The sequence below is a fragment of the Saccharopolyspora dendranthemae genome, from assembly GCF_007829955.1.
Classification (GTDB): domain Bacteria; phylum Actinomycetota; class Actinomycetes; order Mycobacteriales; family Pseudonocardiaceae; genus Saccharopolyspora; species Saccharopolyspora dendranthemae.
Map to the genome: position 1 here is coordinate 431,780 of NZ_VIWX01000001.1, position 22,686 is coordinate 454,465.

Below are 22,686 nucleotides of genomic sequence, written 5' to 3' on the forward strand. Positions count from 1 at the left end.
GCGCGGCCTCTATCGAAAGACACAACCGGCGCGCCGCCTTTCGGTCCGTCAACTGCTGCCCTGCGCCAGATGCCCGTCGTGGGGCGCGACGACGAGAGTCGAGTGGTACCCGACAGACCGCATGAGAGGACGGGCCCGAACCGTGTTCGTCGCCTGGAGAGACCTGAAGTTCGCCAAGGGGCGGTTCGCCCTGATGGGCGTCGTCATCATCCTGATCACACTGCTGGTCGGCCTGCTGTCCGGGTTGACCGCCGGGCTGGGCCAGCAGAACATCTCCGCGATCACCTCGCTGCCCGCGGACAAGATCGCGTTCAACGCACCGAGCAGTGGCGAGGACCTGTCCTACGCCAACTCCACCGTCACCGAGCAGCAGTGGCAGCGGTTGTCCCAGGCTCCCGGCGTGGTCAACGCCGAGCCGCTCGGCATCGCCACCACCAAGGCCAGCAGCGGGAACAAGAGCACCGGCGTGTCGGCGTTCGGCGTCGAGCCCGGCTCCACGCTCGCGCCCGAGAGCAGCAAGATCGGCGGCAACGCCGCGGTCCTGTCCGCCACCGCCGCTGAAGACCTCGGGGTCGCGCCCGGCGCGAAGTTCACCCTCGCCGGACAGGACCTGGTGGTCGCCGGGGTGAGCGGCGACGCGTCGTTCAGCCACACCCCCGTGATCTGGACGAGCCTCGACACCTGGCAGAAAACCGCACCGCCGACCAGCCGGAGCGACGGCCCGACCGCCAGCGTCATCGCGCTGAACACCACGCCGGGAGCCGACGCGGCACCGGGTGACCAGGCAGCGGGCACGACGACGGTGTCCAAGGCGGATTCGCTGAACGCGATCGGCTCCTACTCCTCCGAGAACGGCTCCCTGCAGCTGATGCGCGGCTTCCTGTTCGCGATCTCGGCGCTGGTCATCGGCGCGTTCTTCACGGTGTGGACGATCCAGCGCAGCGGTGACGTCGCGGTGCTCAAGGCGCTGGGCGCCTCGACCCGCTACCTGCTCAAGGACGCGCTCGGCCAAGCGGTCGTGCTGCTCACCGGCGGCACGCTGATCGGCACCGGCATCGCCGCCGGTCTGGGCACGCTGCTGGCGGGCACGCCCGTGCCGTTCTCGCTGTCGCCCGCCACCGTCCTGATCCCGGCCGCCGTGATGATCGCGCTCGGCGCGCTCGGAGCGGCGCTGTCCATCCGCCGCATCACGTCCGTCGACCCGCTGACCGCACTGGGGAGCGCCCGATGAGCCTCGAACTGACCGACATCACCCTCACCTACCCCGACGGTGACTCCAGGCTGACCGCCCTGGACGGGGTGAGCCTCCAGGTCCCGACCGGGAGTCTCACGGCCGTCGTCGGCCCGTCCGGGTCCGGCAAGTCCAGCCTGCTCGCGGTCGCGGCCACGCTGATCACCCCGGACGCGGGCAGCGTCAGGATCGACGGCGCGCCGACGAACGGCATGCCGCGCTGGGAGCTCGCCGACCTGCGCCGCAAGAAGATCGGCATCGTCTTCCAGCAGCCCAACCTGCTGCCCTCGCTCACCGCTGCCGAGCAGCTGCAGGTGATGGGGCAGATGGACGGCCACAAGCCGCGCGCGATCAAGGCCCGGGCGATGGAGCTCCTCGACTCGGTCGGCCTGGCCGGGCAAGCCGACCGGCGCCCCCACCAGCTCTCCGGGGGTCAGCGCCAGCGGATCAACATCGCCCGCGCCCTGATGCACGATCCCACCGTGCTCCTGGTCGACGAGCCCACCAGCGCCCTCGACCACGAGCGGGGCGCCGCGGTGATCGACCTGATCACCCACCTCACCCACCGGCAGGCGACGGCGACCGTCCTGGTCACCCACGACCGCACTCATCTCACCGCGGTCGACCAGGTCGCCGAGGTCCACGACGGCCGCTTGCACCTCCCCGCGGGCGTCTGAGCAACCGCACCAGCGGCCACGGGGCACCGGCCGGACCGGTGCCTCGTGGCCGCGCACCCCACCTCGAAGCCGAAAGGGCCGACAGCCGTGAAGAAGCTCTACTACTCCGCCGTCCTCTACACCGTCCTGGGACTCCTGGGCGGCCTCTTCTACCGGGAGCTGACCAAGGCGCAGGACTTCACCGGAGTCACGCAGCTCTCCGTCGTCCACACGCACCTGCTGACGCTCGGCACGGTGTTCTTCCTGATCGCCATCGCCCTGGAGAAGTCGCTGCGGTTGAGCAGCGGGCGGTTCTTCAACGCCTTCTTCTGGACGTACCACGCGGGCCTGCTGCTGAGCACCGGCATCATGACCGCGCACGGGATCATGACCGTGCTGGGCCAGCAGGCCGGGCCTGCGATCTCAGGTCCGGCGGGACTGGGCCACGTGCTCCTCACGATCGCCCTGGTCTTCTTCTTCGTCTGCCTGCGCAGCAGGATCGGCGACGGGTCCGGCCCCGCCGCCCGTCAGCGCGGCGAGACCGTGTTCCGCGAAGCCCGGTAGGTGTTCAGCCCTCGTCGTCGGGCTTGGCGTGGTCCGCCTTGCCCGGGTTGGGGTCGCGGGAGAGGTCGATCAGCGGGTCCACAGCAGCGCCCTCGGGCGCGGCGTGATCGGGGACGCCGGGGTTGGGGTCCCGCGAGAGGTCGATCTCCGGGCGCTCGTCTGGGGTGCTCATGCTGGTCTCCTGCGGTCGGGGTCGGCCAGGTGCCGTACTCGGACCCGGGCCTCTCGGACACCACCAGGATGCCTGCCGCTGATCCGCCCGGACCAACGGGGACCGGGCGCGGTGCGCGGGCTCGGCATCTCCCAGTTTTAGTCATAACTGAGCGGACATTTCGGGCACGAGAGGCCCTCGGTTTGGACTAAAACTGGGAGATGGTGACAACTTCACGCGAAAGGGGCCCGGATCGCAGTCGTACGACTGGCTTCGCGCGGGAGGGGTGCGGCGGGCGGTGCCCCGCCCGTCCCCTCCCGCCGGCCCGCGCGGCGTCCCCTGGCCCGGGCATCACTCCTAAGGTCGGGGCATAGCCCGAACGTTGGAGAGGAATCGGCCTCGGATGAGCACAGATCTCGTGACCTGCACCGCAGAGGACCACATCGCGGTCGTGACGTTGAACGACCCGCCGATGAACGTCACCACGCTCGAACTCACACGGCAGCTCAACGCCGTCCTGCGCCGGACCGCCGACGACCCGCAGGTCCGCGTGCTGGTGCTGACCGGCGCGGGTGACCGGGCGTTCTGCGCGGGCTCGGACATCAAGGAGTTCCCGTCCCTGATCGCCGAGGGCGACGTCGTCGACCGCAAGCTGGCGTTCGAGAACGACACCTTCGCCTTGGTCGACGAGTTCCCGAAGCCCACCATCGCCGCGCTCAACGGGCTCGCCTACGGCGGCGGGCTGGAGCTGGCGGCGTGCTGCGACCTCATCATCGGGGAGGCCGGCACAGAGGTCGCCCTGCCGGAGATCAAGCTGGGCGTGATCCCGGCTTCGGGCGGCCCGATCCGCGTCACGCGCAGGCTGGGCGAGGCGCGCGGCAAGGAGATGATGTTCTTCGGCGACCCCATCTCGGCCGAGACCGCCCACTCCTGGGGCCTGCTCAACCGGGTCGTCCCCCGAGGCCGAGCGCTGGACACCGCCCTCGATCTGGCCGCCCGGCTGGCCGAGCTGCCGACCTCGGCCTTGTCCCTGGTCAAGCAAGCGGTGCACAGCAGCCGGGAAGGAGACCGGGACGCCGTCCGCTCGACGCTGCCGCTGTCCGAGCAGGCGTTCGCCTCGCCCGACGCCGCCGAGGGCGTGCGCGCGTTCCTCGACAAGCGGGCACCGCGGTTCAACTCGGCAGCAGAGCGCTGACCAGGAGTTCGAACACGACGGGCGATCTGAGAGCCCGCGCACTCGGCCAACACGCCGAGCCGCTGCGGGGCGTCCCACCTCCCGCAACACTGGCGGTGGAGTGCCACCGCCGACGTCGTCGGAGGGCGCACCCCGAGCCCTCTCCGAGTGGAGGTGCACATGACCGAGCTGCGCGGTGCGGCAGGCGCCGAAGCGCTGTTCTCCCTGAGCGACTTCGCGGTGTACACGCTCGACGCGTCAGGCGCGGTCGTGAGCTGGAACCTCGGTGCCGAGCGCATCCTGGGGGCGCTCGCCTCCGAGGTGATCGGTGGCAGCCTGGCGCAGTTCTACACCCCCGAGCAGATCGCGGCAGGCCACCCCGAGAAGCTCCTCGAACAGGCGCGCGAGCACGGGACCAGCGTCGACGAGGGCTGGCGCGTGCGCAAGGACGGCACCTGGTTCTGGGCGAACGTGGTGACCACCGCGTTGTGGGCGCCGGATGGTGAGCTGCGCGGCTACGCGAGGCTGACCAGGGATGACACCGTCGCTCATGAGCAGTTGGAGACCTCGCTGCGGCAGTTCCGGGACCTCTACGAGCTGACCCCGGTCGCGATCGGCCTGTTCGACCGCCACGGGTACGTGCTCGACTCCAACTCGGCGATGCGGCGGTTGCTGGCCCGCTCCTCGAAGGATCTCCGGGGAAAGCACATGAACTCGTTGCTGGACCAAGGCGGCACCGAGCCGTTCGAGATGAACGAGCTCTCCGAGGGCGCCGCCGCGCAGGAGTGGGTCCTGGTGCGGTCCGATGGAGAGCAGGTTCATTGCGAGGTCCACGTGGCCACATCCCTGCAGTCGGGCGGTGATCCGTTCTGGCTGGTCGTCTTCGAGGACGTCACCGATCGCCGCCGCGAATCTCAGTCGCTGCGCTACTGGGCCCATCACGACGAGCTGACCGGGCTGTGGAACCGCACGGCGATCCCGCAGCTGGTGGCCGACCCGGAGCGCGCCGCGGTCCTCTACTGCGACATCAAGAACTTCAACCGGATCAACGAAGCTCTCGGGTACGCCGCCGGTGACGAGGTGCTCATCGCGATGGCACGGCGCCTGGAGCGGCAGCTGCCGATGGGGTGGTCGGTGGGGCGCTCGGCGGCCGACGAGTTCGTCGTGGTCTGCCCGGACGTCGCGGCCGAGGGCGGTGTGGCGGCGATCGTGACGACGGTGGCCCGGCTGATGCACACGTCCTTCGACGTGCGGGGGCACCGGGTTCAGGTCTCCGCCCTGATCGGCGCCGCGCTCGGGTCCGAATGTCGTGGGAGCGGCGAGGATCTCGTGCGCTGGGCGTTCGCTTCGGCGCTGCGGGCCAAGAAGTCGGGGCGTTCGAGCATCGCGTTCGCGGGCCCGACGCTGATCGACTCGATCGACGGCCAGCTGGAGCTGGAGGGCGAGCTCCGCGACGCCATCGACAACGACGAGCTCGCGCTGCACTTCCAGCCGACGGTCGCGGCCGACGGCACGATCCGCACCTGCGAATCCCTGCTGCGCTGGGACCACCCCGAGCGCGGGATGCTCTCGCCGGGAGTGATCCTCCCGGTCGCCGAGCGGGCGGGCATGCTCGCCGACCTCGACGCGTGGGTGCTGAGCACGGCGCTGCGCGAAGCGGCGAGCTGGCCCGTCGGCCGGTCGGGCGAGCCCGTGTCGGTGTCGGTGAACGTGGCCGAGCTGATGCCCGGCTACCCGATCTTCACCGACCTCATCGAGCGCCTCGTCGCCGAGACCGGACTCGCCTGGGAGCGCATCGTCGTGGAGCTGGTGGAGACCGCGATCGTCGACCTCCCCGCCGAGATGCGCAGGGGCATGCACGAACTCCGCGACCGCGGGATGCGCTTCGCCGTCGACGACTTCGGCACCGGTTACTCGTCGCTGACGCGGATCCGGGAGTTCCCGGCCCAGGTGATCAAGATCGACCGCACGTTCGTCACCGACATCGCCCACAGCCACATCGATCGCACGCTGGTCGGCGTGGTGACGGACATGGCGCGGTCGCTGGACTGCACGACCGTCGTCGAAGGCGTGGAGACCCGCGAGCAGTTCGACGTCCTGCGGACCATGCCCATCGACGCCTACCAGGGCTGGCTGTTCTCCAAGGCGCTTCCCGGCCCGGAGCTCGCCGAGCTGATCGAAGCCGGCCCGATCATCCCCTGACCCGCCACCGGCCGGCAGCACCCAAGCCACGGCACGCCCGGGCGAGGTGGGAAGTGCGCACCATTTCCCAGTTTTAGTCCAAACTGAGCCGACATTTCGGGCGCGGAAGGTCCTCGGTTTGGACTAAAACTGGGATGTGCCTCCACCTCCCCCGCGTCAACCGACCTTCGGGGCCGGGGTGCGGTGTTCTGCTGCTACCGCGGAGACGAGGTCGTCGTCGGTGCCGAGGTCGTGGTCGAGCGCGATCAGGGTGCGGCGCACCGGTTCTCGGGATCGTGCGGCTTCGACCAGTTCTGCTGCGCGCGGATCGCGCACCTCCGCGGTCTGCACGTGCCGCAGCCAGCAGGCCAGTCCGATGACGACCGCGGCCGGCAGCCGTCCCGCCGCCCGCTCCGCGCGCAACACCGGCAGCAACCGGGCCGGGATCTTCTGCGATCCGTCACCCGCGATCTGCGCGAGCTCGTGCCGGATGCCCCGCGCCGCGAACCGCATGAACAGGTTCCGCCGGTACTCCCCGATCTCCGAGGTGTCCACGTTGATGTGCCGGGCCGCGGTGTCCCACCACTCCTGCACGAGCGCGGCGAGACGAGCGTCCCGCACCGCATCGCGGATGGTCCTGTGGCCGTGCGCGAGACCCGCGTAGGCGAGCAAGGTGTGCGCGCCGTTGAGGAACCACAGCTTCCGGTCGGTGTACGCACCGATGTCGTTCACGAACCGCGCGCCGCGCCGCTCCCACGGCGGTCGCTCGCCGGTGAAGTTCCCGGACAGCAGCCACTCGGTGAACGGCTCGGCCACCACGGGCGCCGCGTCCTGGAACCCGATCACGCGCGCGGCCTCCTCGGCGGCATCAGTCCCCGGTGCGGGCGTGATCCGGTCGACGACCGTGCTCACGATGCCGACCTGCGCTTCGGTCCACTCGACGAAGGCGGGATCGCCGGCAGCGGCCGCGCGGATCACCGAGCGCAGGACCTCGCCGTTGGCCGGAACGTTGTCGCAGGGCACCAGCGTGATCGGCGCGCCATGAGCGCGGTGGCGTGCCCGCAACCCCGCCAGCACACGTCCCATCGCCGAGTCCCGGTGCGGTTCCGGCCTCGCGTAGGCCGCCTCGGTGACGGTCAGGGTGAGCACCTCGACCTCCGGAGAGGCCAGGTCCCGCAGCCACTGCTCCTGCTCCCCTCCCGCATGAGCCCGGCTGATCGAGCCGATCGCCTCCACGGCGTCCACCTCACCGGGCACCCGCAACGTGTACGCGCCCTCCTGCTCGGTGAGCGCGCGCGGCAGCTCGGTGTTGCGGAAGGTGTAGGCGGCGATCCCCCACTCCGGGGCGCAGGCGGTGTACCAGGCCTGGTGGGAGCGGTGGAAGGCGCCGAGCCCCAGGTGCACGGCCCGGACCGGCGCGGCGGGACCGAGCTTCGCCGCGGCCCGGGTGATCCTGACCGTCACAGCCGGAACGCCTTCCTGGGCAGCGCGTCGTTGAGGTCGTGCAGCACGTCCGCCGCGTCCTCCTCGCTGATCACGTGCTCGGCCACCAGGCTCGCCAGGTGGCCGGCGTCGACGCGACGAGCGGTGTCGTGCCGCGCCGGGATCGAGCAGAAGCCGCGGGTGTCGTCGACGAAGCCCGCTGTGCGGTGGAATCCCGCCGTCTCGGTGACCGCGTCGCGGAACCGGCGCATGGCCCGCGGTGCGTCCAGGAACCACCACGGCGCACCGAGGTGCAGCGACGGGTAGAAACCCGCCAGCGGAGCCAGTTCTCGCGAGAACGCGGTCTCGTCGAGGGTGAACACGACGCTCTGGAAGCGCGGGTGCGTGCCGAAGCGTTCGAGCATCGGCCGCAGAGCTCGGGTGAACTCGGTGCACATCGGGATGTCGTGACCCGTGTCGGCGCCGTAGCGGGCGAAGGTCGGTGCGTGGTGGTTGCGGCAGCTGCCGGAGTGCAGCGCCATCACCAGTCCGTCCTCACTGGACATCCGGGCGTTCTCCCCCAGCAGTTGCCGGGACAGCAGCCGCGCCTCCTGCGGTGTCGCGCGTCCGCCGCGGACGGCGTCGAAGAGCCGGCTCGCCTCCGCCTCGGGCAGGAACGCCATCTCCGGGTCCGGTGCTCCGTGATCGGTGGCGGTGGCGCCGTGGGCGCGGAAGTGGTCGCGGCGCGCTTCCAGCGCCCGCACCAGTCCGCGGTAGCTGGTGGAGTCGATCCCGCTCGCCTGCGCCAGGTCGTCGAGCGACTGCGTCCACCGCGCCTGGGTGGCGTCGACGTACCGGTCCGGTCGGAAGGTCGGCACCACGCGGCCCGACCAGCTCGGATCCGACGCCAGCGCCTGGTGGTGGCGCAGGTCGTCGGCGGGGTCGTCGGTGGTGGCGAGGACATCGATGCCGAAGGAGCGGAAGAGCGCCCGCGGCCGCATGGCCGGTGTCGCGAGCCGGTCGACGAGTTCGTCGTAGAGCTCGTCGGCGTTGTCGGCCGACGGCTGCCTGCGCACGCCCAGCACCTCGTGCAGCTCCGCTTCGATCCACTGCCGCGACGCGGTGCCGAGGAAGTACCGCCATCCCGAGCAGAACGCCCGCCAGACCTCCCTCGGCTTCGCGACCGGGGCGCCGTCGGCGTCGGGCAGGCCGAGGTCGTTGAGCGACCAGCCGTGCGCGTGCAGCAATCGGGTCACGTAGTGGTCCGGGGTCACCAGCAGCGACGCCGGGTCGGTGAACGCCTCGTCCGCCGCGAGCAGCTGCGGGTCCACGTGACCGTGCGGGCTGATGAGGGGCAGGGCCCGGACGCTGTCGTACAGCCGTCGGGCGATCGCCCGCTCCACCGGATCGACCGGCAGCAGGCGATCGGGGTGCGGACTCAGCGGCCGACCGGCCGCGGTGGGTGCAGTGACGCCGTCCATGGCCGGAGCTTCATCCGCTGGGGCTACCGATGACAACGGGTTGCCAGCAGTTGTCACCCCACCCCCGGTCCCGGTGTTCGTGGTCAGGTCGCCGGGGGACCCGTGGATCCTCGGATCACCATGTGGGACTCGAAGGTGACCGAGCCGGGGCCGTCACCGTGCCCCGACAGGCGCGTGTGCAGGGCGTCGACCGCTTGGGACCCGAGCTTGTCGGCGGGCCCGGCGATCGTCGTCAGGCCGGGAACGGTGAGGTCCGCACCGAAGATGTCGTCGCAGCCGATGAGCGACAGGTCGTCGGGCACCCGGACGCCGGTGGCGCGCAACCGCTGCAGCACTCCGATCGCGATGAGGTCGTTGTACCCGATCGCGGCCGACACCTTCCCCAGCACGAGCGCGTCCGCCGCGTCCTCGCCACCCCGTCGGTTCGGCGGGAACGGCCCGAGGAAGGTCACCTCCATGTCCAGCTCGGAGGTCTCTTCGCGCACCGCTTGCCAGCGCTGACCGTTGACCCAGGAGTTGCGCGGGCCGGACAGGTAGGCGATCCGGCGGTGGCCGAGCACGGCGAGGTGCCGCACGGCCTTGCGCATCCCGGCGGCCGTGTCCACGACGAGGCTCGGTACGCCCTCGACCTCGCGGTTGATCATCACGATCGGCCGGTACCCGCCGATCTGACGCACGGCGTCGTCCGAGAGCCGGGAGGTCGCGAGGATCCCGCCGCTGGTGGTGGCCAGCAGTTGCCGCAGGTTGTTGGCTTCCAGGCGGGCCGACTCGTCGCTGTCGGTCAGCGCGAGCGTGTAGTCGCGCTCGATGGCCCTGGCCTGGGCGGCCTTGATCACGTCCGCGTAGTACGGGTTGGAGATGTCGGTGACCACCAGGGTCAGCACGCGGATGCGCCCGGGGGCTTCCGCCCGCGCCAAGGGTCGTGGCTCATAACCGATCTCGTAGGCCGCGGCCTGCACCCGCTCACGCGTGCCCGGGCTGACCCGCGCCGGGTTGCTGAAGGTCCGGGAGACCGTGGACGCCGCGAGCCCGCAGTGGCGAGCCACGTCGTAGATCGTCGGCCGTGCCTGTTCCACTCATCCCTCCGCACTGCTCGGAAACCACGCTGACAACACGTGGCAACAAGTTGTCATGGTAGCCCGCCGTTCGTAGCTTGTGACCCGAGCCGACGCTCGAAAGTCCCGCGTGCCAAGAGGAGTGACCGCCGTGCGCATCGATCGCGCCGATGTCATCGTGACCAGCCCTGGACGGAACTTCGTCACCCTGAAGATCACGACCTCGGACGGGGTGGTCGGCTACGGCGACGCCACTCTCAACGGCCGTGAGCTCGCGGTGGCCGGCTATCTCCGGGACCACGTCGCAGCGCTGCTGATCGGCCGCGACGCCCACAACATCGAGGACACCTGGCAGTACCTGTACCGGGGCGGGTACTGGCGCCGGGGACCGGTCACGATGGCGGCCATCGCAGCGGTGGACACGGCGCTGTGGGACATCAAGGCCAAGGCGGCGGGCATGCCGCTCTACCAGCTGCTCGGCGGTGAGAGCCGCGAGCGCTGCCGGGTCTACGGTCACGCCAGCGGGCGCGAGCTGCCCGAGCTCTTCGACTCGATCCGCGCGCACCTCGAGCTCGGTTTCACCGCGATCCGGGTGCAGACGGGAGTTCCCGGCCTGCCCTCGGTGTACGGGGTGGCCGCGAGCTTGGCGTCCGGCGACGGCGGCGGGCGCTACGACTACGAACCCGCGCGACGCTCGGCCCGGCCCGCCGAGGAGGTGTGGGACACCCGCGCCTACCTGCGTCACGTGCCGTCCGTCTTCGAGGCGGTGCGCCACGAGTTCGGCCCCGAGCTCGCGCTGCTGCACGACGCCCACCACCGGCTCACCCCGATCCAGGCCGCCCGGCTGGGCAAGACGCTGGAACCGTACGACCTGTTCTGGCTGGAGGACGTGACCCCGGCCGAGAACCAGGAGGCCCTGCGACTGGTGCGCAGCCACACGACCACCCCGCTGGCGATCGGCGAGGTGTTCAACACGATCTGGGACTACCAGACGCTCATCAGCGAACAGCTCATCGACTACGTCCGCTCCCCCGTCACCCACGCGGGCGGCATCACCGGCGTGCGGCGGATCATGGACTTCGCCGCGATGTACCAGATCAAGTCCGGGATGCACGGCCCGACGGACGTGTCACCGGTCGGCATGTCGGCGTCCGTCCACTTGGGACTCGCGCTGCACAACTTCGGCATCCAGGAGTACATGCTGCACGACGAGCGGACCAACGCGGTGTTCGGACCGACGGTCGAGTTCGCCGACGGCGGCCTCCGCCCGAGCCAGGAACCCGGACTGGGCATCCACTTCGACGAGCGACTCGCCGAGAAGTACCCCTACGAGCCCGCTTACCTCCCCACCAACCGCCTCCTCGACGGAACGGTCCACGACTGGTGATCGGCGGTCCGGGTGGCGAAACCTCGCACGCCGCCCGGACTCCGCGCACCACTCCTGATGCATGCCCGCTACGGCACCATCCAGGCCAGGACCGGGAGCGACTGCAGGTAGGCGAGGACGCACATCGCGACCAGGAACACCAGGCTCCACGGCAGCACTCGCCGGAAGATGTCGCCTTCCTTGCCGGACATCCCGACGGCACCGGCGGCGATGGCGAGGTTCTGCGGCGAGATCATCTTGCCCAGCACGCCACCGGATCCGTTGGCGGCCGCGGCGAGCGTGGGGTCGATGCCCACCTTGTTCGCGGCCGCGACCTGCAGCGCGCCGAACAACGAGTTGGACGAGGTGTCCGAACCGGTGACCGCCGTGCCCAGCCATCCGAGGATCGGCGAGATCAGCGCGAACACGCCGCCGGCCCCGGCCATCCAGCTGCCCAGCGTGGCGGTCTGACCGGAGGCGTTCATGACGTAGGCGATCGCGAGCACCGACATCACGGTGACGATCGGCCACTTCAGCTGCGCGTAGGTGGACAGGTAGCGCTCGACGGCGCGACGCGGGTCGATCCTGATGGCCGGGATGCTCAGCGCTCCGGCGATGAGCAGGAGGCTGCCCGCGCTGGTGAGCCAGTTGAACTTGAACTCGGTGAGCGAGAGCTCTTCCCCGCTCACGTCGGTGATCTGCAGGCCGGGCCAGTTGAACTTCACCGTCACCGCGTCGAGCAGGTCGTTGACCGGGCCGAGCTGCGCGACGACGAACACCGCGATGATGATCAGGTACGGAAGGTAGGAGCGCGCCACCTGGCCGCGCGAGTCGGTCTCAGCGCTGGCCTCCGACTCGTCGGCACCGGCCGGGGTCCAGACCTTCAGCAGCAGGACCGTGGCACCGGCGGCCACGAGCGAGGCGATGATGTCGGTCAGCGGCACCGAGATGTAGTTAGCGGCGACGAACTGCGCGAGGGCGAAGGTGATGCCGCAGGTCAGCGTGGCGGGCAGGGTCTGCCGGACGCCCTTCATCCCGTCGAGGATGCCCACCAGCACGATCGGCACGAACACCGCCAGCAGCGGGGTCTGGCGACCGGTCATGGCGCCGAGCTCGGCCAGCGGCAGGTCGGTGACGCTGGCGAGGGTGACCAGCGGGGACGCCAGAGCTCCGAAGGCCACGGGAGCGGTGTTGGCAACCAGGGCGACGACGGCCGCGGTGATCGGCGAGATCCCCAGCGCGAGCAGCATGACGGTGGTGATGGCGACCGGCGTGCCGAAGCCCGCCAGCGCTTCAAGGAGCGCGCCGAAGCAGAAGGCGATGATCACCGCCTGGATCCTGCGGTCTCCGCTGACCCGGGAGAACGACCTCTGCAGGACCGCGAAATGCCCTGTCGTGACGGTCATGTTGTACACCCAGATCGCGTTGATCACGATCCACAGGATCGGGAAGAAGCCGAACGCCGCGCCCAGCGTCGCCGACAAGACCGCGGGCCCGACCGGCATCGGGTAGACGAGCACCGCGACCACGAGGGCCACCAGCAGCGAGATCAGCGAGGCCTTCCACGCCGCCATCCGGACGACGCCCAGGAGCACGAACAGGACCAGCAGGGGCAGAGCGGCGGCGAGCGCGCTCAACCCGAGCGAACCGAACAGCGGATCTAGCACCTGTTGGTACACAGCCACTCCCTCGGGGCGTCGAACCGTTGCGCGCAACATAGCGGCCCGTTCAGCGGAGGCAAGTCACACGACTACAACGAATCCTGCTGAACGCGTGTACGACGTGGACGCCGAGTCGGCTGCCCTGCGACGACGGGATGCCGGGTGGCCGCAGGGGTTCTACTCTGCTATGTGCATCCACCCCTTCTGGGGGCACAGAGGCGGCGTCATCACGGGGTCACCCGCGCCGCCATTCCGTGGGAGAACCGATGGCCGAGCAGACACAACGCCGCTCCGGTTACGGCAAGGGACTCACCGGCGAGCTGCTGGCGGAGTTCCTGGGAACATTCGTGCTGATCCTCCTGGGCTGCGGCTCCGTCGCAGTCGCCGTCGCCGGCCTGCCGGGGTCCGGGCTGCAAGAAGATCCCTTCGGCGCCGGGAACTGGCTCATCATCGCCTTCGGCTGGGGATTCGCCGTGGTGTTCGGCGTGTACGTCGCGGGAGGGGTCTCCGGCGCGCACATCAACCCCGCGGTGACGCTGGCCTTCGCGGTCCGCCGCGCCTTCCCCTGGGTCAAGGTCGTGCCCTACATGTTCGCCCAGCTGGTGGGGGCGTTCCTCGCCGCCGGCCTGGTGTACTCGGTGTACAGCTGGGCGATCGACGCGTTCAACGCGAAGGCGGGCGTGCCGCGGAGCGAATCCCTGGACACCTTCGCGATATTCGCGACCTTCCCCGCCGAGTACTTCGGCGGCTCGTGGTGGGGACCGCTGCTCGACCAGATCGTCGGCACGGGCATCCTGGTGCTGCTGATCTTCGCGCTGATCGATGCGCGCAACAGCGCACCGGCGGCCAACCTCGGGCCGTTCATGATCGGCATGGTGGTCACCGTCATCGGTCTGACGTTCGGCCCCAACGCCGGCTACGCGATCAACCCGGCACGCGATTTCGGGCCACGCCTGTGGACCTTCTTCACCGGCTGGGGTGATCTGGCGCTACCGGGCAACCACGAGTGGTTCAGCTTCTACTTCTGGATCCCGATAGTCGGTCCGCTCATCGGCGCGGTGATCGGTGCCGTGGTGTACGACCTGTTCATCGGCCAGGTGGTCGCGGCGAGAACGGCACCGCCAGAACCGGGCCGAGCAGGCGACGAAACGGCCTGAGCGGCGGAGAGCTGTTGAGGAATGCGGCAGAGCCGCCGTTTCAGGTGCGGGACTCAGCCCGAATTCCTCAACAGCCCCTACCGGCTTCCCGGGAGCGGCTCGTACTGGTGCTCCGGGCGGCCGCTGGCCCCGTAGCGCAACGTCATCGTCGCCTGGCCGTCCTGGGTGAGGGCCGCGAGGTAGCGCTGCGCCGTCGCGCGGGAGATCCCCAGCTCGTCGGCGATCTCCGCGGCGGAGCGCGCCCGGCCGTCGTTGCGCAGGGCGTCGAGGACGAGCTGGGTGGTCTGCGTGGAGCGCCCCTTCGGGGCCGCCGGGCGGTCGCCCTCGCGCAGCAGGCGCATCGCGCGGTCGATGTCCTCCTGGTCGACGCCGGGGCCGGTCACGGGCAGTCGCGCGTGGAATCGGGCGAAGGCGTTGAGCCGCTCCGCGAGCTGCTCGGCCGTGAACGGCTTGACCAGGTAGTTCAGCGCCCCCGCGGCGAACGCGGCGCGCACGGTCGCCGGATCGGTGGCGGCGGTGAGCATGATGGCGTCGGTCTCGAGCTCGGCGAGCAGCGCGATCCCGTCGTGGTCGGGCAGGTAGTTGTCGAGCAGGACCAGATCCGGGTTCCGCTCGGCGATGAGCTCGCGCGCCTGCTGCGCGGTGTGCGCGGTGCCCAGCACCCGGAAACCGCTGACGCGATCGGTGAACTCGGCGTGCACTTGCGCCACGCGGAAATCGTCGTCCACCACGACCACACCGATCACGGCTTCGCCTCCTCGCTCGCCGGGGAACCCTCGTCGATCGCGTTCGGCATCGTCGCCACGAACAGCGCGCCCGGCTCGTCGCCCGTCCCGGCGATCCGCACGTCGCCGCCGAGGCTGCGCGCCGCCTGCCTGCACAGCGCGAGCCCGAGGCCGTTGCCGTGGGAGTCCTTGGAGGACACGCCTTCGACGAAGATGTCCTCGCGCAACCCTTCCGGAACACCATCACCGCTGTCCACGACCGACACGTGCAGCGTGGTGCCGTCGGACAGCAGGTCGACCTCGACCCGCGCCGGGCGGGCAGCTCCGGCTCGCGCCGCGTCGATCGCGTTGTCGACGAGGTTGCCCACCACCGTCATCACCTCCACCGGGGCGCTCAGCGCCGCGGGCACCCAGCTCGTCTCCGCCAGCTCCAGCTCGACGCCGCGCTCGGTGGCCACCGACTTCTTCGCCGACAGGAACGCCACCAGGTAGGGGTCCCGCACGGCCTCGGCTGCCGGTCCCAGCCCGCTGACCTCGCCGTGGGTCAACGCCTGCACGAACTCGACGGCTTCGCCGTGCCGCCCGGTCTGCAGCAGACCGGACAGGGTGTGCAGGCGGTTGGTGAACTCGTGCCGTTGCGCGCGCAGGGTGTTGGTCATGCTCCGCACCTTGTCGAGCTCGCGGTTGAGCGCTTCCAGATCGGTGCGATCGCGCAGGGTGAGCACGCTGCCCAGTTCGAGGGCTCCGCGCCTGACCGGCCTGTGGTTGGCGACCAGCACCCGGTCTCCGGACAGCGCGACCAGGTTGTCGGCCTCGCGCCGGCTCAGGAGCAGGTCCCGCAGCCGCGGCGGGATCTCCAGATCGCCGGTCGGGGTGCCGACCTCGATCGGGGTGCCGAGCAGCTTCTCGGCTTCGCGGTTGCGGACGGAGACATCTCCGGAGGCGTCCACGGCGAGCACGCCCTCGCCGATCCCGTAGAGCACCGCTTCGCGCTGGCGCACCAGTTCCGCGAGCTCCTCCGGTTCGAGCCCGAGCGTCCGCCGCTTGAGCAGCCGGGTCAGCCACGCCGCGCCCGCGATGCCCACCAGCAGCGCACCGCCGAGGAACGCAGCGGTCGTGCCGAGCAGCCGCAGCAGCGAGGTGTTGATGTCCTCGGCGTCGAAACCCACGCTCACCTGACCGATCACCACGCCGTCGGGAGCGCGCAGCGGAACCTTCCCGCGAGCGGAGAACCCGAGCGTGCCGCGCTGCACGTTCACGACCTCCTGGCCCGCGAGCACCTGGCGCGGGTCGGTGCTGACCGGTTCGCCGATCTCGTCGGGGTTGGGGTGCGACATCCGGATGCCGCGCCTGTCGGTGACGACGACGAACAGCGCCCCGGAGGCGGCGCGCGCCCGGGCCGCTTGCTCGCGCACCCCGGGCTGGTCGCCGCGCGCGACCGAGTCGGCGAGGTCGGTGTCGGTGGCCAGCACCTGGGCGGCGGTGAGGGCGCGCTGGCCGTACTGGTCGACCAGGTGGCGGTCGAGCAGCGACGCGACCAGGAAGAACCCGATCGTGGTGACCAGGGTGATCAAGGCGATCTGCAGAAGCAGGGCCTGTCGCGCGAACCGCATCGGGCGGTGGGGCATCCCCCGACCCTACGTCGTGAGCAGAACGCGCAGAACGTGCTGAACGCGGTCTACGCGGGCAACATCGACAAATCTCGTCAGCGCGACGTAGCTCACCTACGGTTCCCCGGAACGCAACGGAGCTGCAAGTGGGACCACCGGAGGTCCGCGGGAGGAGGACGCGTTGATCGCGCTACTCGGCTTGAGCATGGTGACGGTTTTCCTCTACCTGGTGATGAGCAAACGCCTCTCGCCGATGGTGTCGCTCATCGCGGTTCCCGCGGTCTTCGCCCTGATCGGAGGGTTCGCACCCGACCTCGGCGACATGATCACCGACGGCATCAAGTCGGTCGCTCCGACCGCGGCCATGCTGCTGTTCGCGATCCTCTACTTCGGGATCATGATCGACGCCGGGTTGTTCGACCCGATCGCGCGCGGCGTCGTCCGCCTCACGCGCAACGACCCGCTGCGCTTGATCATGGGGACCGTCGCGCTGGTCGCGCTGGTGTCCCTGGACGGCGACGGCACGACCACCTTCATGATCACGGTGTCGGCGCTGCTGCCGATCTACCGCAGGCTGGGCGTGAGCCCGGTGGTGATGACGGGCCTCGCGTGCCTGACCAACGCGATCCTCAACGTCGTTCCCTGGGGCGGTCCGGCCGCCCGCGCGGCCAGCGCGCTGCGGCTGGACCCGCAGGAGCTGTTCGTCCCGATGATCCCGGCCCTGGCCGCCGGACTGGTCACCGTGTTCGTGCTCGCCTACGTCCTGGGGCAGCGCGAGCGCGCCCGGCTGCGCACCGCCGCACCGGCCCTGGTCGGCGCGGGCTCGGGCGTGTCGTTCTCGGGCGGTTCGGGCTCGGGCGACTCGGGATCGGGCGGTTCGGGGGCGGACGGTTCCGAGGATGGTTCGGGAGACTTCGACGTGCTCGCTCCCGACCGCGAATCGCTGCGGCCGAAGCTGTACTGGTTCAACGCCGGCCTGACCGTCGCGCTGCTGACCGCGCTGATCGTCGGCGTGCTGCCGATCTCGGTGCTGTTCATGATCGGCTGCGCGCTGGCCCTGATCGTCAACTACCCGAAGCTGGAGCAGCAGCGCGACCGGATCGCCTCGCACGCCGACAGCGTCGTGGCCGTGGTCGCGATGGTGTTCGCCGCAGCGGTGTTCACCGGGGTGCTGTCCGGCACCGGGATGATCGAGCAGATGGCGCAGTACCTGCTCACCGCGCTGCCCGACGCGCTGTTCCCGTTCTTCAGCGTCATCGTCGCGGTGCTGAGCGTGCCGTTCACCTTCTTCATGAGCAACGACGCCTTCTACTTCGGCGTCATGCCGATCCTCGCCGAAGCCGGTGCTCAGCACGGGATCGGCGCGATGGAGATCGCCCGCGCCTCGCTGCTCGGCCAGCCCATCCACATGCTCAGCCCGCTGGTGCCGGCCATGTACGTCCTGATCGGCCTGGCCAAGGTCGACCTCGGCGACCACCACCGCTTCGCCATCAAGTGGGCCCTCCTGGTCTGCGCCGTGGTCATCACCACCGGCCTGGGCCTCGGCCTCATCACCATCCACTGACCGCCCCCGCGCGCCACCGGGAAGCCCGAGTCACGTTGCGGGATGCGCACCAAGTCCCAGTTTTAGTCCAAACTGAGCCGACATTTCGGACATGATCATGGCTCGGTTTGGACTAAAACTGGGACCGGCCGACGTCGAGCGGCTCGCGCGCGCGTCGGCGTTCTCGTTCTTCGTGCGCTGGGCGACGGGGTGGTTCCCGAACTTGGTGGAGGGGGCGTTGCGGGCCGTTGCACGCGGCGAGATTTCCGTCGCCGTCGTTAGGGTCGGGGCGTGGAGCACGAAACCGGTGGACTGGAGGAAGCTCGGACTTCTCCCTCGGCGCAGGCGAACGATTACGACAGCTTCGCGGAGGCGTACTCGGCGGAGAACGAGAACAACCTCGTCAACGCCTACTACGAACGTCCTGCGATGCTCGCGATCGCGGACGACGTCACCGGTCGTCGTGTCCTCGACGCCGGTTGCGGGGCAGGTGCGCTTTCGGCGGAACTGCAAGCCCGAGGTGCGGTCGTCACGGGTGTGGACATCAGTTCGGAGATGGTGCGCTTGGCGAAGCGGAGGCTTGGCGACGGTACGCCCTTGCACGTCGCCGACCTGCGGGACCGCTTGCCGTTCGCGGACGCCGCCTTCGATGACGTGGTCGCGTCGCTCGTCCTGCACTACCTCGAAGATTGGGGATCCGCGCTGGCCGAGTTCCACCGAATCCTCAAACCAGGGGGCCGTCTGATCGCATCGGTGGAGCACCCCTTCGTCGCGTACACGATCTCCGATCCCCGGCCCGGCTACTTCGCGACCACGAGCTACAGCTTCAACTGGGAGTTCGGCGGAAGCACGCTCCCGATGACGTTCTGGCGCCGCCCATTGCATTCCATGATCGACGCCTTCACCGGGGCCGGTTTCCACCTCACCACCATCAGCGAACCGCAGCCGGACCCGTCTGCTCGCGAGATCTTCCCCGACGATTTCGAGCAGCTCGCGACCACACCGACGTTCTTGTTCTTCGTCGTCGAAGTACCGACCTCGTGAGAACCGGGCCTGCCTCCGGTGGCGCGAGGCGTTTTCGGACTTCTACAGCAGGCCTGCGAGGCGGGCTTCGTGGACTGCTGCTGTGCGGTTGCGGACGGCGAGCTTGCGGGTGGCGTTGCGCAGGTAGGTCTTCACCGTTTGCGGGCTGAGGCCCATGCGGGCGGCGATCTCCACGTTGGAGGCTCCGATCTCGACCAGGCGCAGCGCCTCGATCTCGCGCGGCGCCAGGGAGCGCTCGCTGCTCGCCACCGGGTCCCTGCTCCCGCCGAGGCGGTCGTGGATCCGGCTCAGGCGAGCGCGCAGCGCGGCGTCGCCGGTCTCCTCGATGAGCGCCGCGAGCTCGTTCAGCGGATCGGGTTCGCGGAGTTCGGGGTCCGGGCGCAACCGGTTCTCGACGTCGCGGGACAGCTGCGCGGCCACCACCTCCGCGGTGCGCAGCGCGCGGTCGCCCAGCGGCCGGTGATCGCGGACCGCTCCGTAGATCACGCCGCGCACCGAGCCACCGACCTTGATGGGCAGGGCGTACACCGAGGTGAGCCGTTCCTGGCGCACCACGATGGCGTCGTACTCGTGGGTGATGTCGGTCGTGCGGGCGTAGTCGTTGACGCGGTGCGCCACGCGGTCGCGCAGGACCCTGCCGCCGAGCCCGGTGCCCCGGCCCACCTCCAGCCCGCGCAACCCCGTCCCGAAGGTGCCCTTCAAGCGGCCGATCACCAGCTGGTCCGGCGTCGCCGACGTTCCGCCGCCGAACACCACGGGAATTCCGCTCGATCGCGCCAACCAGCTCAGCCGTTCCGGCAGGAGCCGGTCGATCCAGTCAGCCGCCCGGACATCGTCGTCCATGCTCGCACCTCCCCGCTTCTCGTGGGTGGATACCCCACAACGGCCGATCACCGCTACCCCCACGAGTGGGTGTCCGCTCGCCCAGCGAGCGGTGCACGCTCTTCCGGGACAGCGTCGTCGCATCGAAGGGGAAACCGCAATGGACGTCACCGGGGCATACCGGGAAAGCCGCGACCAGCTCCTGGCGCTCCGCGGAGAGCACGCGCGCGCGGTCACCGAATTCCGCTGGCCGCAGCTGGGCGAGCAGTTCAACTGGGCGATCGACTGGTTCGACGCGATCGCCCGCGACAACGACCGCCCGGCGCTGGTCATCGTCGAGGAGGACGGTTCCGAGCTGCGGCGGTCCTTCGCCGACATGGCCGCCGCGTCCGATCGCCTGGCGGGCTGGTTGTCCTCCCGAGGCGTGCGCCGCGGCGAATCCGTCGTGCTCATGCTCGACAACCAGGTCGAGCTGTGGGAATCGATGCTGGCGATCATGAAGCTGGGCGCGGTGATCGTGCCGACCACGACCGCGGTCGGACCCGCCGAGCTGATCGACCGGATCTTCCGCAGCGGCGCCCAGCACGTCATCGCCAACGCCGCCGACACGAGCAAGTTCACCGACGTGCCCGGCGCCTACGGCCGGATCAGCGTCGGTCCCGCCGACGGGTGGGCGGATCTGCGCGAGGCCGCGTCCTCCCCTGCGCGTCCGGTGACCCACCCGGGAACCGGTCCGGGGGATCCGCTGCTGCACTACTTCACCTCCGGCACGACCTCGCGTCCGAAGCTCGTCGAGCACACCCAGGTCTCCTACCCCGTCGGACACCTGGCCACGATGTACTTCCTGGGTCTGCGGCCGGGCGACGTGCACCTCAACATCTCCTCGCCGGGCTGGGCCAAGCACGCGTGGTCGTGCTTCTTCGCTCCCTGGATCGCCGAGGCGACCATCCTGGTGTGCAACTACCGGCGGTTCGACCCCGTCATGTTGCTCGACCGGCTGCGGCGGTGGGAGGTGTCGACGTTCTGCGCTCCGCCCACGGTGTGGCGGATGCTCATCAACTCCGACCTCGGAGAGAGGCCCGGAGCGCTGCGGGAGGTCATCGGCGCGGGCGAACCGCTCAACCCGGAGGTCATCGAGCAGGTCGAGCGCGCCTGGGACCTGAAGCTGCGGGACGGGTTCGGGCAGACCGAGACGACGGCGCAGGTGGCCAACACTCCCGGATCCGAGCTCCGCCCGGGGTCGATGGGTCGCGCCCTGCCCGGCGTTCCGGTCGTGCTGGTCGACCCGGCGACGGGCCGGCCGGTGGAGGGCTCCGGCGAAGGCGAGATCTGCCTGGACCTCGCCCAGCACCCGTTGCCGCTGATGACCGGCTACCGCAACGACGCCGAGCGCAACGACGCGGCGATGGACGGCGGTTTCTACCACACCGGGGACGTCGCGACCATCGACGAGGACGGCTACATCACCTACGTCGGACGCACCGATGACGTGTTCAAGGCCAGCGATTACAAGATCAGCCCGTTCGAGCTCGAATCGGTGCTGATCGAGCACCCGGCGGTGGCCGAGGCGGCCGTGGTCCCCTCGCCCGACCCGGTGCGGCTTGCCGTCCCCAAGGCCTACATCGCGCTGGCTCCCGGCCACGCGCCCGACAAGACGACCGCCTGCGAGATCCTGCGCTACGCGCGCGAACACCTCGCGCCCTACCAGCGGGTGCGGCGACTGGAGTTCTTCGATCTCCCGAAGACGATCTCCGGCAAGATTCGCCGCGTCGAACTGCGCGCCCGCGAGGACGAATCCGCCGGGCAGAACCTGGAGTGGCGCGACGACCAGTTCCCCGAGCTGCGCTCCTGAGCCTGAAGACCGCGGGGCGCGGAGGCCGTTCCAGGCCACTCCGCGCCCCGCGGGTTCAGGCCCCCAGCACCGGGCGCCCGAGCGGCAGCCCGCGACCGCCCGTCGCCTCCGACATCACGTGCAGGAACAGGTAGCCGCCGAGCGCCGCGAAGCTGAACACGACGTACCCGCCGATCGCCTTCAACTGCACCGAATCCTGCACGGTCGCGATCAGGACCAGTGCGAGCGCGACCGCGATCAGCGTGAACAGAACGGTGTAGGCGGCGGGCAGGCGCAACGTCGCCACGGCGAGCAGCGCGACGGCGATGAGCCACGACGTCAGGAACACGGCTTGGGTGGCGGTCGCGCTCTCGGCGGGAACCCCGAACCAGTCGTGGGTCAAGCCGAGGACGAGAAAGCCGTAGCTGAGCCAGAACCCGGAGAAGATGCCGAAGATGGACGCCACCGCGCTCTGCCCCGTCCCGGCGGCCCACAGCGCCGCGACGAGCTGACCGATTCCGGTAGCGGCCAGGATGATGGCCACGGGCGCTCCGACGGCTTCCGCGGGCACGAAACCGGCCAACGTCATCCCGAGGGCGATCGAACCCACGACGAAGGTGGGTACTCCGATGAGCGAGGGGTCACCGGCCAAGGGGCCGGAGTCGGGCTCCGAGCTCTGATTCGCGATTGTTTCCTGGTCCGTTGTCGCTGCGTCCGATGCGGTCACGATCCGCTCCTTTGCGGTGTTCGGTGCGCGATGCCACGGCGCCGCCCAGAGCCGGAACTGCTCGGCCGATTTCGAACCGACGGCGTCGGAATTCAACGGGAGTTCCAGCGGAGAGGACTCCGAGAATCTCCGTTCAGCAGGTGAGCGTGAAACATGGCACGCCGCTGGAACAGCGGGCAATGAGTTGAGAACGGGTGGATCTCATCCCGGCACGAAGGGATTCGCGCAGCTCTCGAACGGCTTCCGCGCGCAGCGACCCGTTCCGAGCGGTGCGGCCGAGGAGGT

General features: G+C 69.9%; 19 protein-coding genes. 10 read left to right on the plus strand and 9 right to left on the minus strand.

Features of this window, described 5'->3' with window-relative positions; translation table 11 throughout:
- The first annotated feature begins 142 nt into the window (after nt 1-142).
- From FHU35_RS01900 to FHU35_RS01910, 3 genes are all read left to right on the plus strand, one after another.
- Entirely contained in the window at nt 143-1,231 is a 1,089-nt protein-coding gene (locus tag FHU35_RS01900) for an ABC transporter permease (RefSeq protein ID WP_145736080.1), read from the plus strand.
- Nucleotides 1,228-1,908 (plus strand): ABC transporter ATP-binding protein, encoded by a 681-nt coding sequence (locus tag FHU35_RS01905; protein ID WP_145736081.1) that lies wholly within the window; start codon nt 1,228-1,230, stop codon nt 1,906-1,908. Before FHU35_RS01900 ends, FHU35_RS01905 begins: the two co-directional genes overlap by 4 nt.
- Before the next feature lie 87 nt (nt 1,909-1,995).
- Nucleotides 1,996-2,451, plus strand: coding sequence for a DUF2871 domain-containing protein (locus FHU35_RS01910; RefSeq protein WP_145736083.1), 456 nt, complete (start codon nt 1,996-1,998; stop codon nt 2,449-2,451).
- A 4-nt stretch (nt 2,452-2,455) separates the two neighbouring features.
- Here the strand turns inward: FHU35_RS01910 and FHU35_RS29140 are convergent, their stop codons facing one another.
- A complete protein-coding gene (locus tag FHU35_RS29140) occupies nt 2,456-2,623 on the minus strand; it encodes a hypothetical protein (RefSeq protein WP_186459349.1) in 168 nt (55 codons plus the stop codon).
- A gap of 382 nt (nt 2,624-3,005) precedes the next feature.
- Here FHU35_RS29140 and FHU35_RS01915 point away from each other — a divergent pair, with 382 nt between their 5' ends.
- Together FHU35_RS01915 and FHU35_RS01920 are read left to right on the plus strand one after the other, a co-directional pair.
- Nucleotides 3,006-3,797, plus strand: coding sequence for an enoyl-CoA hydratase/isomerase family protein (locus tag FHU35_RS01915; protein WP_145736085.1), 792 nt, complete (start codon nt 3,006-3,008; stop codon nt 3,795-3,797).
- 159 nt (nt 3,798-3,956) lie between these two features.
- On the plus strand, nt 3,957-5,978 hold the full coding sequence (locus FHU35_RS01920) for a putative bifunctional diguanylate cyclase/phosphodiesterase (protein WP_145736087.1): 2,022 nt from the start codon (nt 3,957-3,959) through the stop codon (nt 5,976-5,978).
- Nucleotides 5,979-6,134: 156 nt separating this feature from the next.
- Here the strand turns inward: FHU35_RS01920 and FHU35_RS01925 are convergent, their stop codons facing one another.
- From FHU35_RS01925 to FHU35_RS01935, 3 genes are all read right to left on the minus strand, one after another.
- Nucleotides 6,135-7,421, minus strand: a complete 1,287-nt coding sequence (locus FHU35_RS01925) for a mannitol dehydrogenase family protein (RefSeq protein WP_246110016.1) — start codon at nt 7,419-7,421, stop codon at nt 6,135-6,137.
- Nucleotides 7,418-8,860 carry a glucuronate isomerase gene (uxaC, locus tag FHU35_RS01930; protein ID WP_145736089.1) on the minus strand — a complete coding sequence of 481 codons (1,443 nt, stop codon included), beginning with the start codon at nt 8,858-8,860 and terminating at the stop codon, nt 7,418-7,420. Before uxaC ends, FHU35_RS01925 begins: the two co-directional genes overlap by 4 nt.
- An 83-nt stretch (nt 8,861-8,943) precedes the next feature.
- Nucleotides 8,944-9,936, minus strand: coding sequence for a LacI family DNA-binding transcriptional regulator (locus tag FHU35_RS01935; protein WP_145736091.1), 993 nt, complete (start codon nt 9,934-9,936; stop codon nt 8,944-8,946).
- 130 nt (nt 9,937-10,066) lie between these two features.
- Here FHU35_RS01935 and manD point away from each other — a divergent pair, with 130 nt between their 5' ends.
- Nucleotides 10,067-11,302 carry a D-mannonate dehydratase ManD gene (gene manD / locus FHU35_RS01940; protein WP_145736093.1) on the plus strand — a complete coding sequence of 412 codons (1,236 nt, stop codon included), beginning with the start codon at nt 10,067-10,069 and terminating at the stop codon, nt 11,300-11,302.
- 68 nt (nt 11,303-11,370) lie between these two features.
- On the opposite strand, the gene FHU35_RS01945 is transcribed toward manD, so the two are convergent.
- On the minus strand, nt 11,371-12,960 hold the full coding sequence (locus FHU35_RS01945) for an L-lactate permease (protein ID WP_145736095.1): 1,590 nt from the start codon (nt 12,958-12,960) through the stop codon (nt 11,371-11,373).
- A gap of 248 nt (nt 12,961-13,208) precedes the next feature.
- Between FHU35_RS01945 and FHU35_RS01950 the strand changes: the two genes are divergently transcribed.
- The gene (locus FHU35_RS01950; RefSeq protein WP_145736096.1) at nt 13,209-14,099 is read left to right on the plus strand and encodes an MIP/aquaporin family protein; all 891 of its coding nucleotides are present in this window, start codon (nt 13,209-13,211) and stop codon (nt 14,097-14,099) included.
- 77 nt (nt 14,100-14,176) lie between these two features.
- On the opposite strand, the gene FHU35_RS01955 is transcribed toward FHU35_RS01950, so the two are convergent.
- A complete protein-coding gene (locus FHU35_RS01955) occupies nt 14,177-14,845 on the minus strand; it encodes a response regulator (RefSeq protein ID WP_145736098.1) in 669 nt (222 codons plus the stop codon).
- The gene (locus tag FHU35_RS01960) at nt 14,842-16,452 is read right to left on the minus strand and encodes a sensor histidine kinase (protein ID WP_246110017.1); all 1,611 of its coding nucleotides are present in this window, start codon (nt 16,450-16,452) and stop codon (nt 14,842-14,844) included. The genes FHU35_RS01955 and FHU35_RS01960 overlap by 4 nt, the downstream gene beginning before the upstream one ends.
- A gap of 163 nt (nt 16,453-16,615) precedes the next feature.
- On the opposite strand from FHU35_RS01960, the gene FHU35_RS01965 reads away from it, so the two are divergent.
- Together FHU35_RS01965 and FHU35_RS01970 are read left to right on the plus strand one after the other, a co-directional pair.
- Nucleotides 16,616-17,998 carry a CitMHS family transporter gene (locus FHU35_RS01965; protein ID WP_145736101.1) on the plus strand — a complete coding sequence of 461 codons (1,383 nt, stop codon included), beginning with the start codon at nt 16,616-16,618 and terminating at the stop codon, nt 17,996-17,998.
- Between the two features lie 270 nt (nt 17,999-18,268).
- Nucleotides 18,269-19,021, plus strand: a complete 753-nt coding sequence (locus FHU35_RS01970; RefSeq protein WP_246110018.1) for a class I SAM-dependent methyltransferase — start codon at nt 18,269-18,271, stop codon at nt 19,019-19,021.
- A 42-nt stretch (nt 19,022-19,063) separates the two neighbouring features.
- On the opposite strand, the gene FHU35_RS01975 is transcribed toward FHU35_RS01970, so the two are convergent.
- Nucleotides 19,064-19,864 carry a LuxR C-terminal-related transcriptional regulator gene (locus FHU35_RS01975; RefSeq protein WP_186459219.1) on the minus strand — a complete coding sequence of 267 codons (801 nt, stop codon included), beginning with the start codon at nt 19,862-19,864 and terminating at the stop codon, nt 19,064-19,066.
- 139 nt (nt 19,865-20,003) lie between these two features.
- Here FHU35_RS01975 and FHU35_RS01980 point away from each other — a divergent pair, with 139 nt between their 5' ends.
- Nucleotides 20,004-21,695: an AMP-binding protein gene (locus FHU35_RS01980; protein ID WP_145736105.1), complete on the plus strand. Its 1,692-nt coding sequence runs from the start codon at nt 20,004-20,006 to the stop codon at nt 21,693-21,695.
- Between the two features lie 55 nt (nt 21,696-21,750).
- Here FHU35_RS01980 and FHU35_RS01985 read toward each other — a convergent pair whose 3' ends face one another.
- A complete protein-coding gene (locus tag FHU35_RS01985) occupies nt 21,751-22,401 on the minus strand; it encodes a GPR1/FUN34/YaaH family transporter (RefSeq protein ID WP_246110019.1) in 651 nt (216 codons plus the stop codon).
- Nucleotides 22,402-22,686: the final 285 nt, after the last annotated feature.

What these genes read in the sequence shown, in the direction of transcription:
- FHU35_RS01950 (WP_145736096.1), top strand. Translation starts at nt 13,209, where the DNA reads ATGGCCGAGCAGACACAACGCCGCTCCGGTTACGGCAAGGGACTCACC.
- FHU35_RS01915 (WP_145736085.1), top strand. Translation starts at nt 3,006, where the DNA reads ATGAGCACAGATCTCGTGACCTGCACCGCAGAGGACCACATCGCGGTC.
- FHU35_RS01905 (WP_145736081.1), top strand. Translation starts at nt 1,228, where the DNA reads ATGAGCCTCGAACTGACCGACATCACCCTCACCTACCCCGACGGTGAC.
- FHU35_RS01920 (WP_145736087.1), top strand. Translation starts at nt 3,957, where the DNA reads ATGACCGAGCTGCGCGGTGCGGCAGGCGCCGAAGCGCTGTTCTCCCTG.
- FHU35_RS01975 (WP_186459219.1), bottom strand. Translation starts at nt 19,864, where the DNA reads ATGGACGACGATGTCCGGGCGGCTGACTGGATCGACCGGCTCCTGCCG.
- FHU35_RS29140 (WP_186459349.1), bottom strand. Translation starts at nt 2,623, where the DNA reads ATGAGCACCCCAGACGAGCGCCCGGAGATCGACCTCTCGCGGGACCCC.
- uxaC (WP_145736089.1), bottom strand. Translation starts at nt 8,860, where the DNA reads ATGGACGGCGTCACTGCACCCACCGCGGCCGGTCGGCCGCTGAGTCCG.
- FHU35_RS01960 (WP_246110017.1), bottom strand. Translation starts at nt 16,452, where the DNA reads ATGCCCCACCGCCCGATGCGGTTCGCGCGACAGGCCCTGCTTCTGCAG.
- FHU35_RS01980 (WP_145736105.1), top strand. Translation starts at nt 20,004, where the DNA reads ATGGACGTCACCGGGGCATACCGGGAAAGCCGCGACCAGCTCCTGGCG.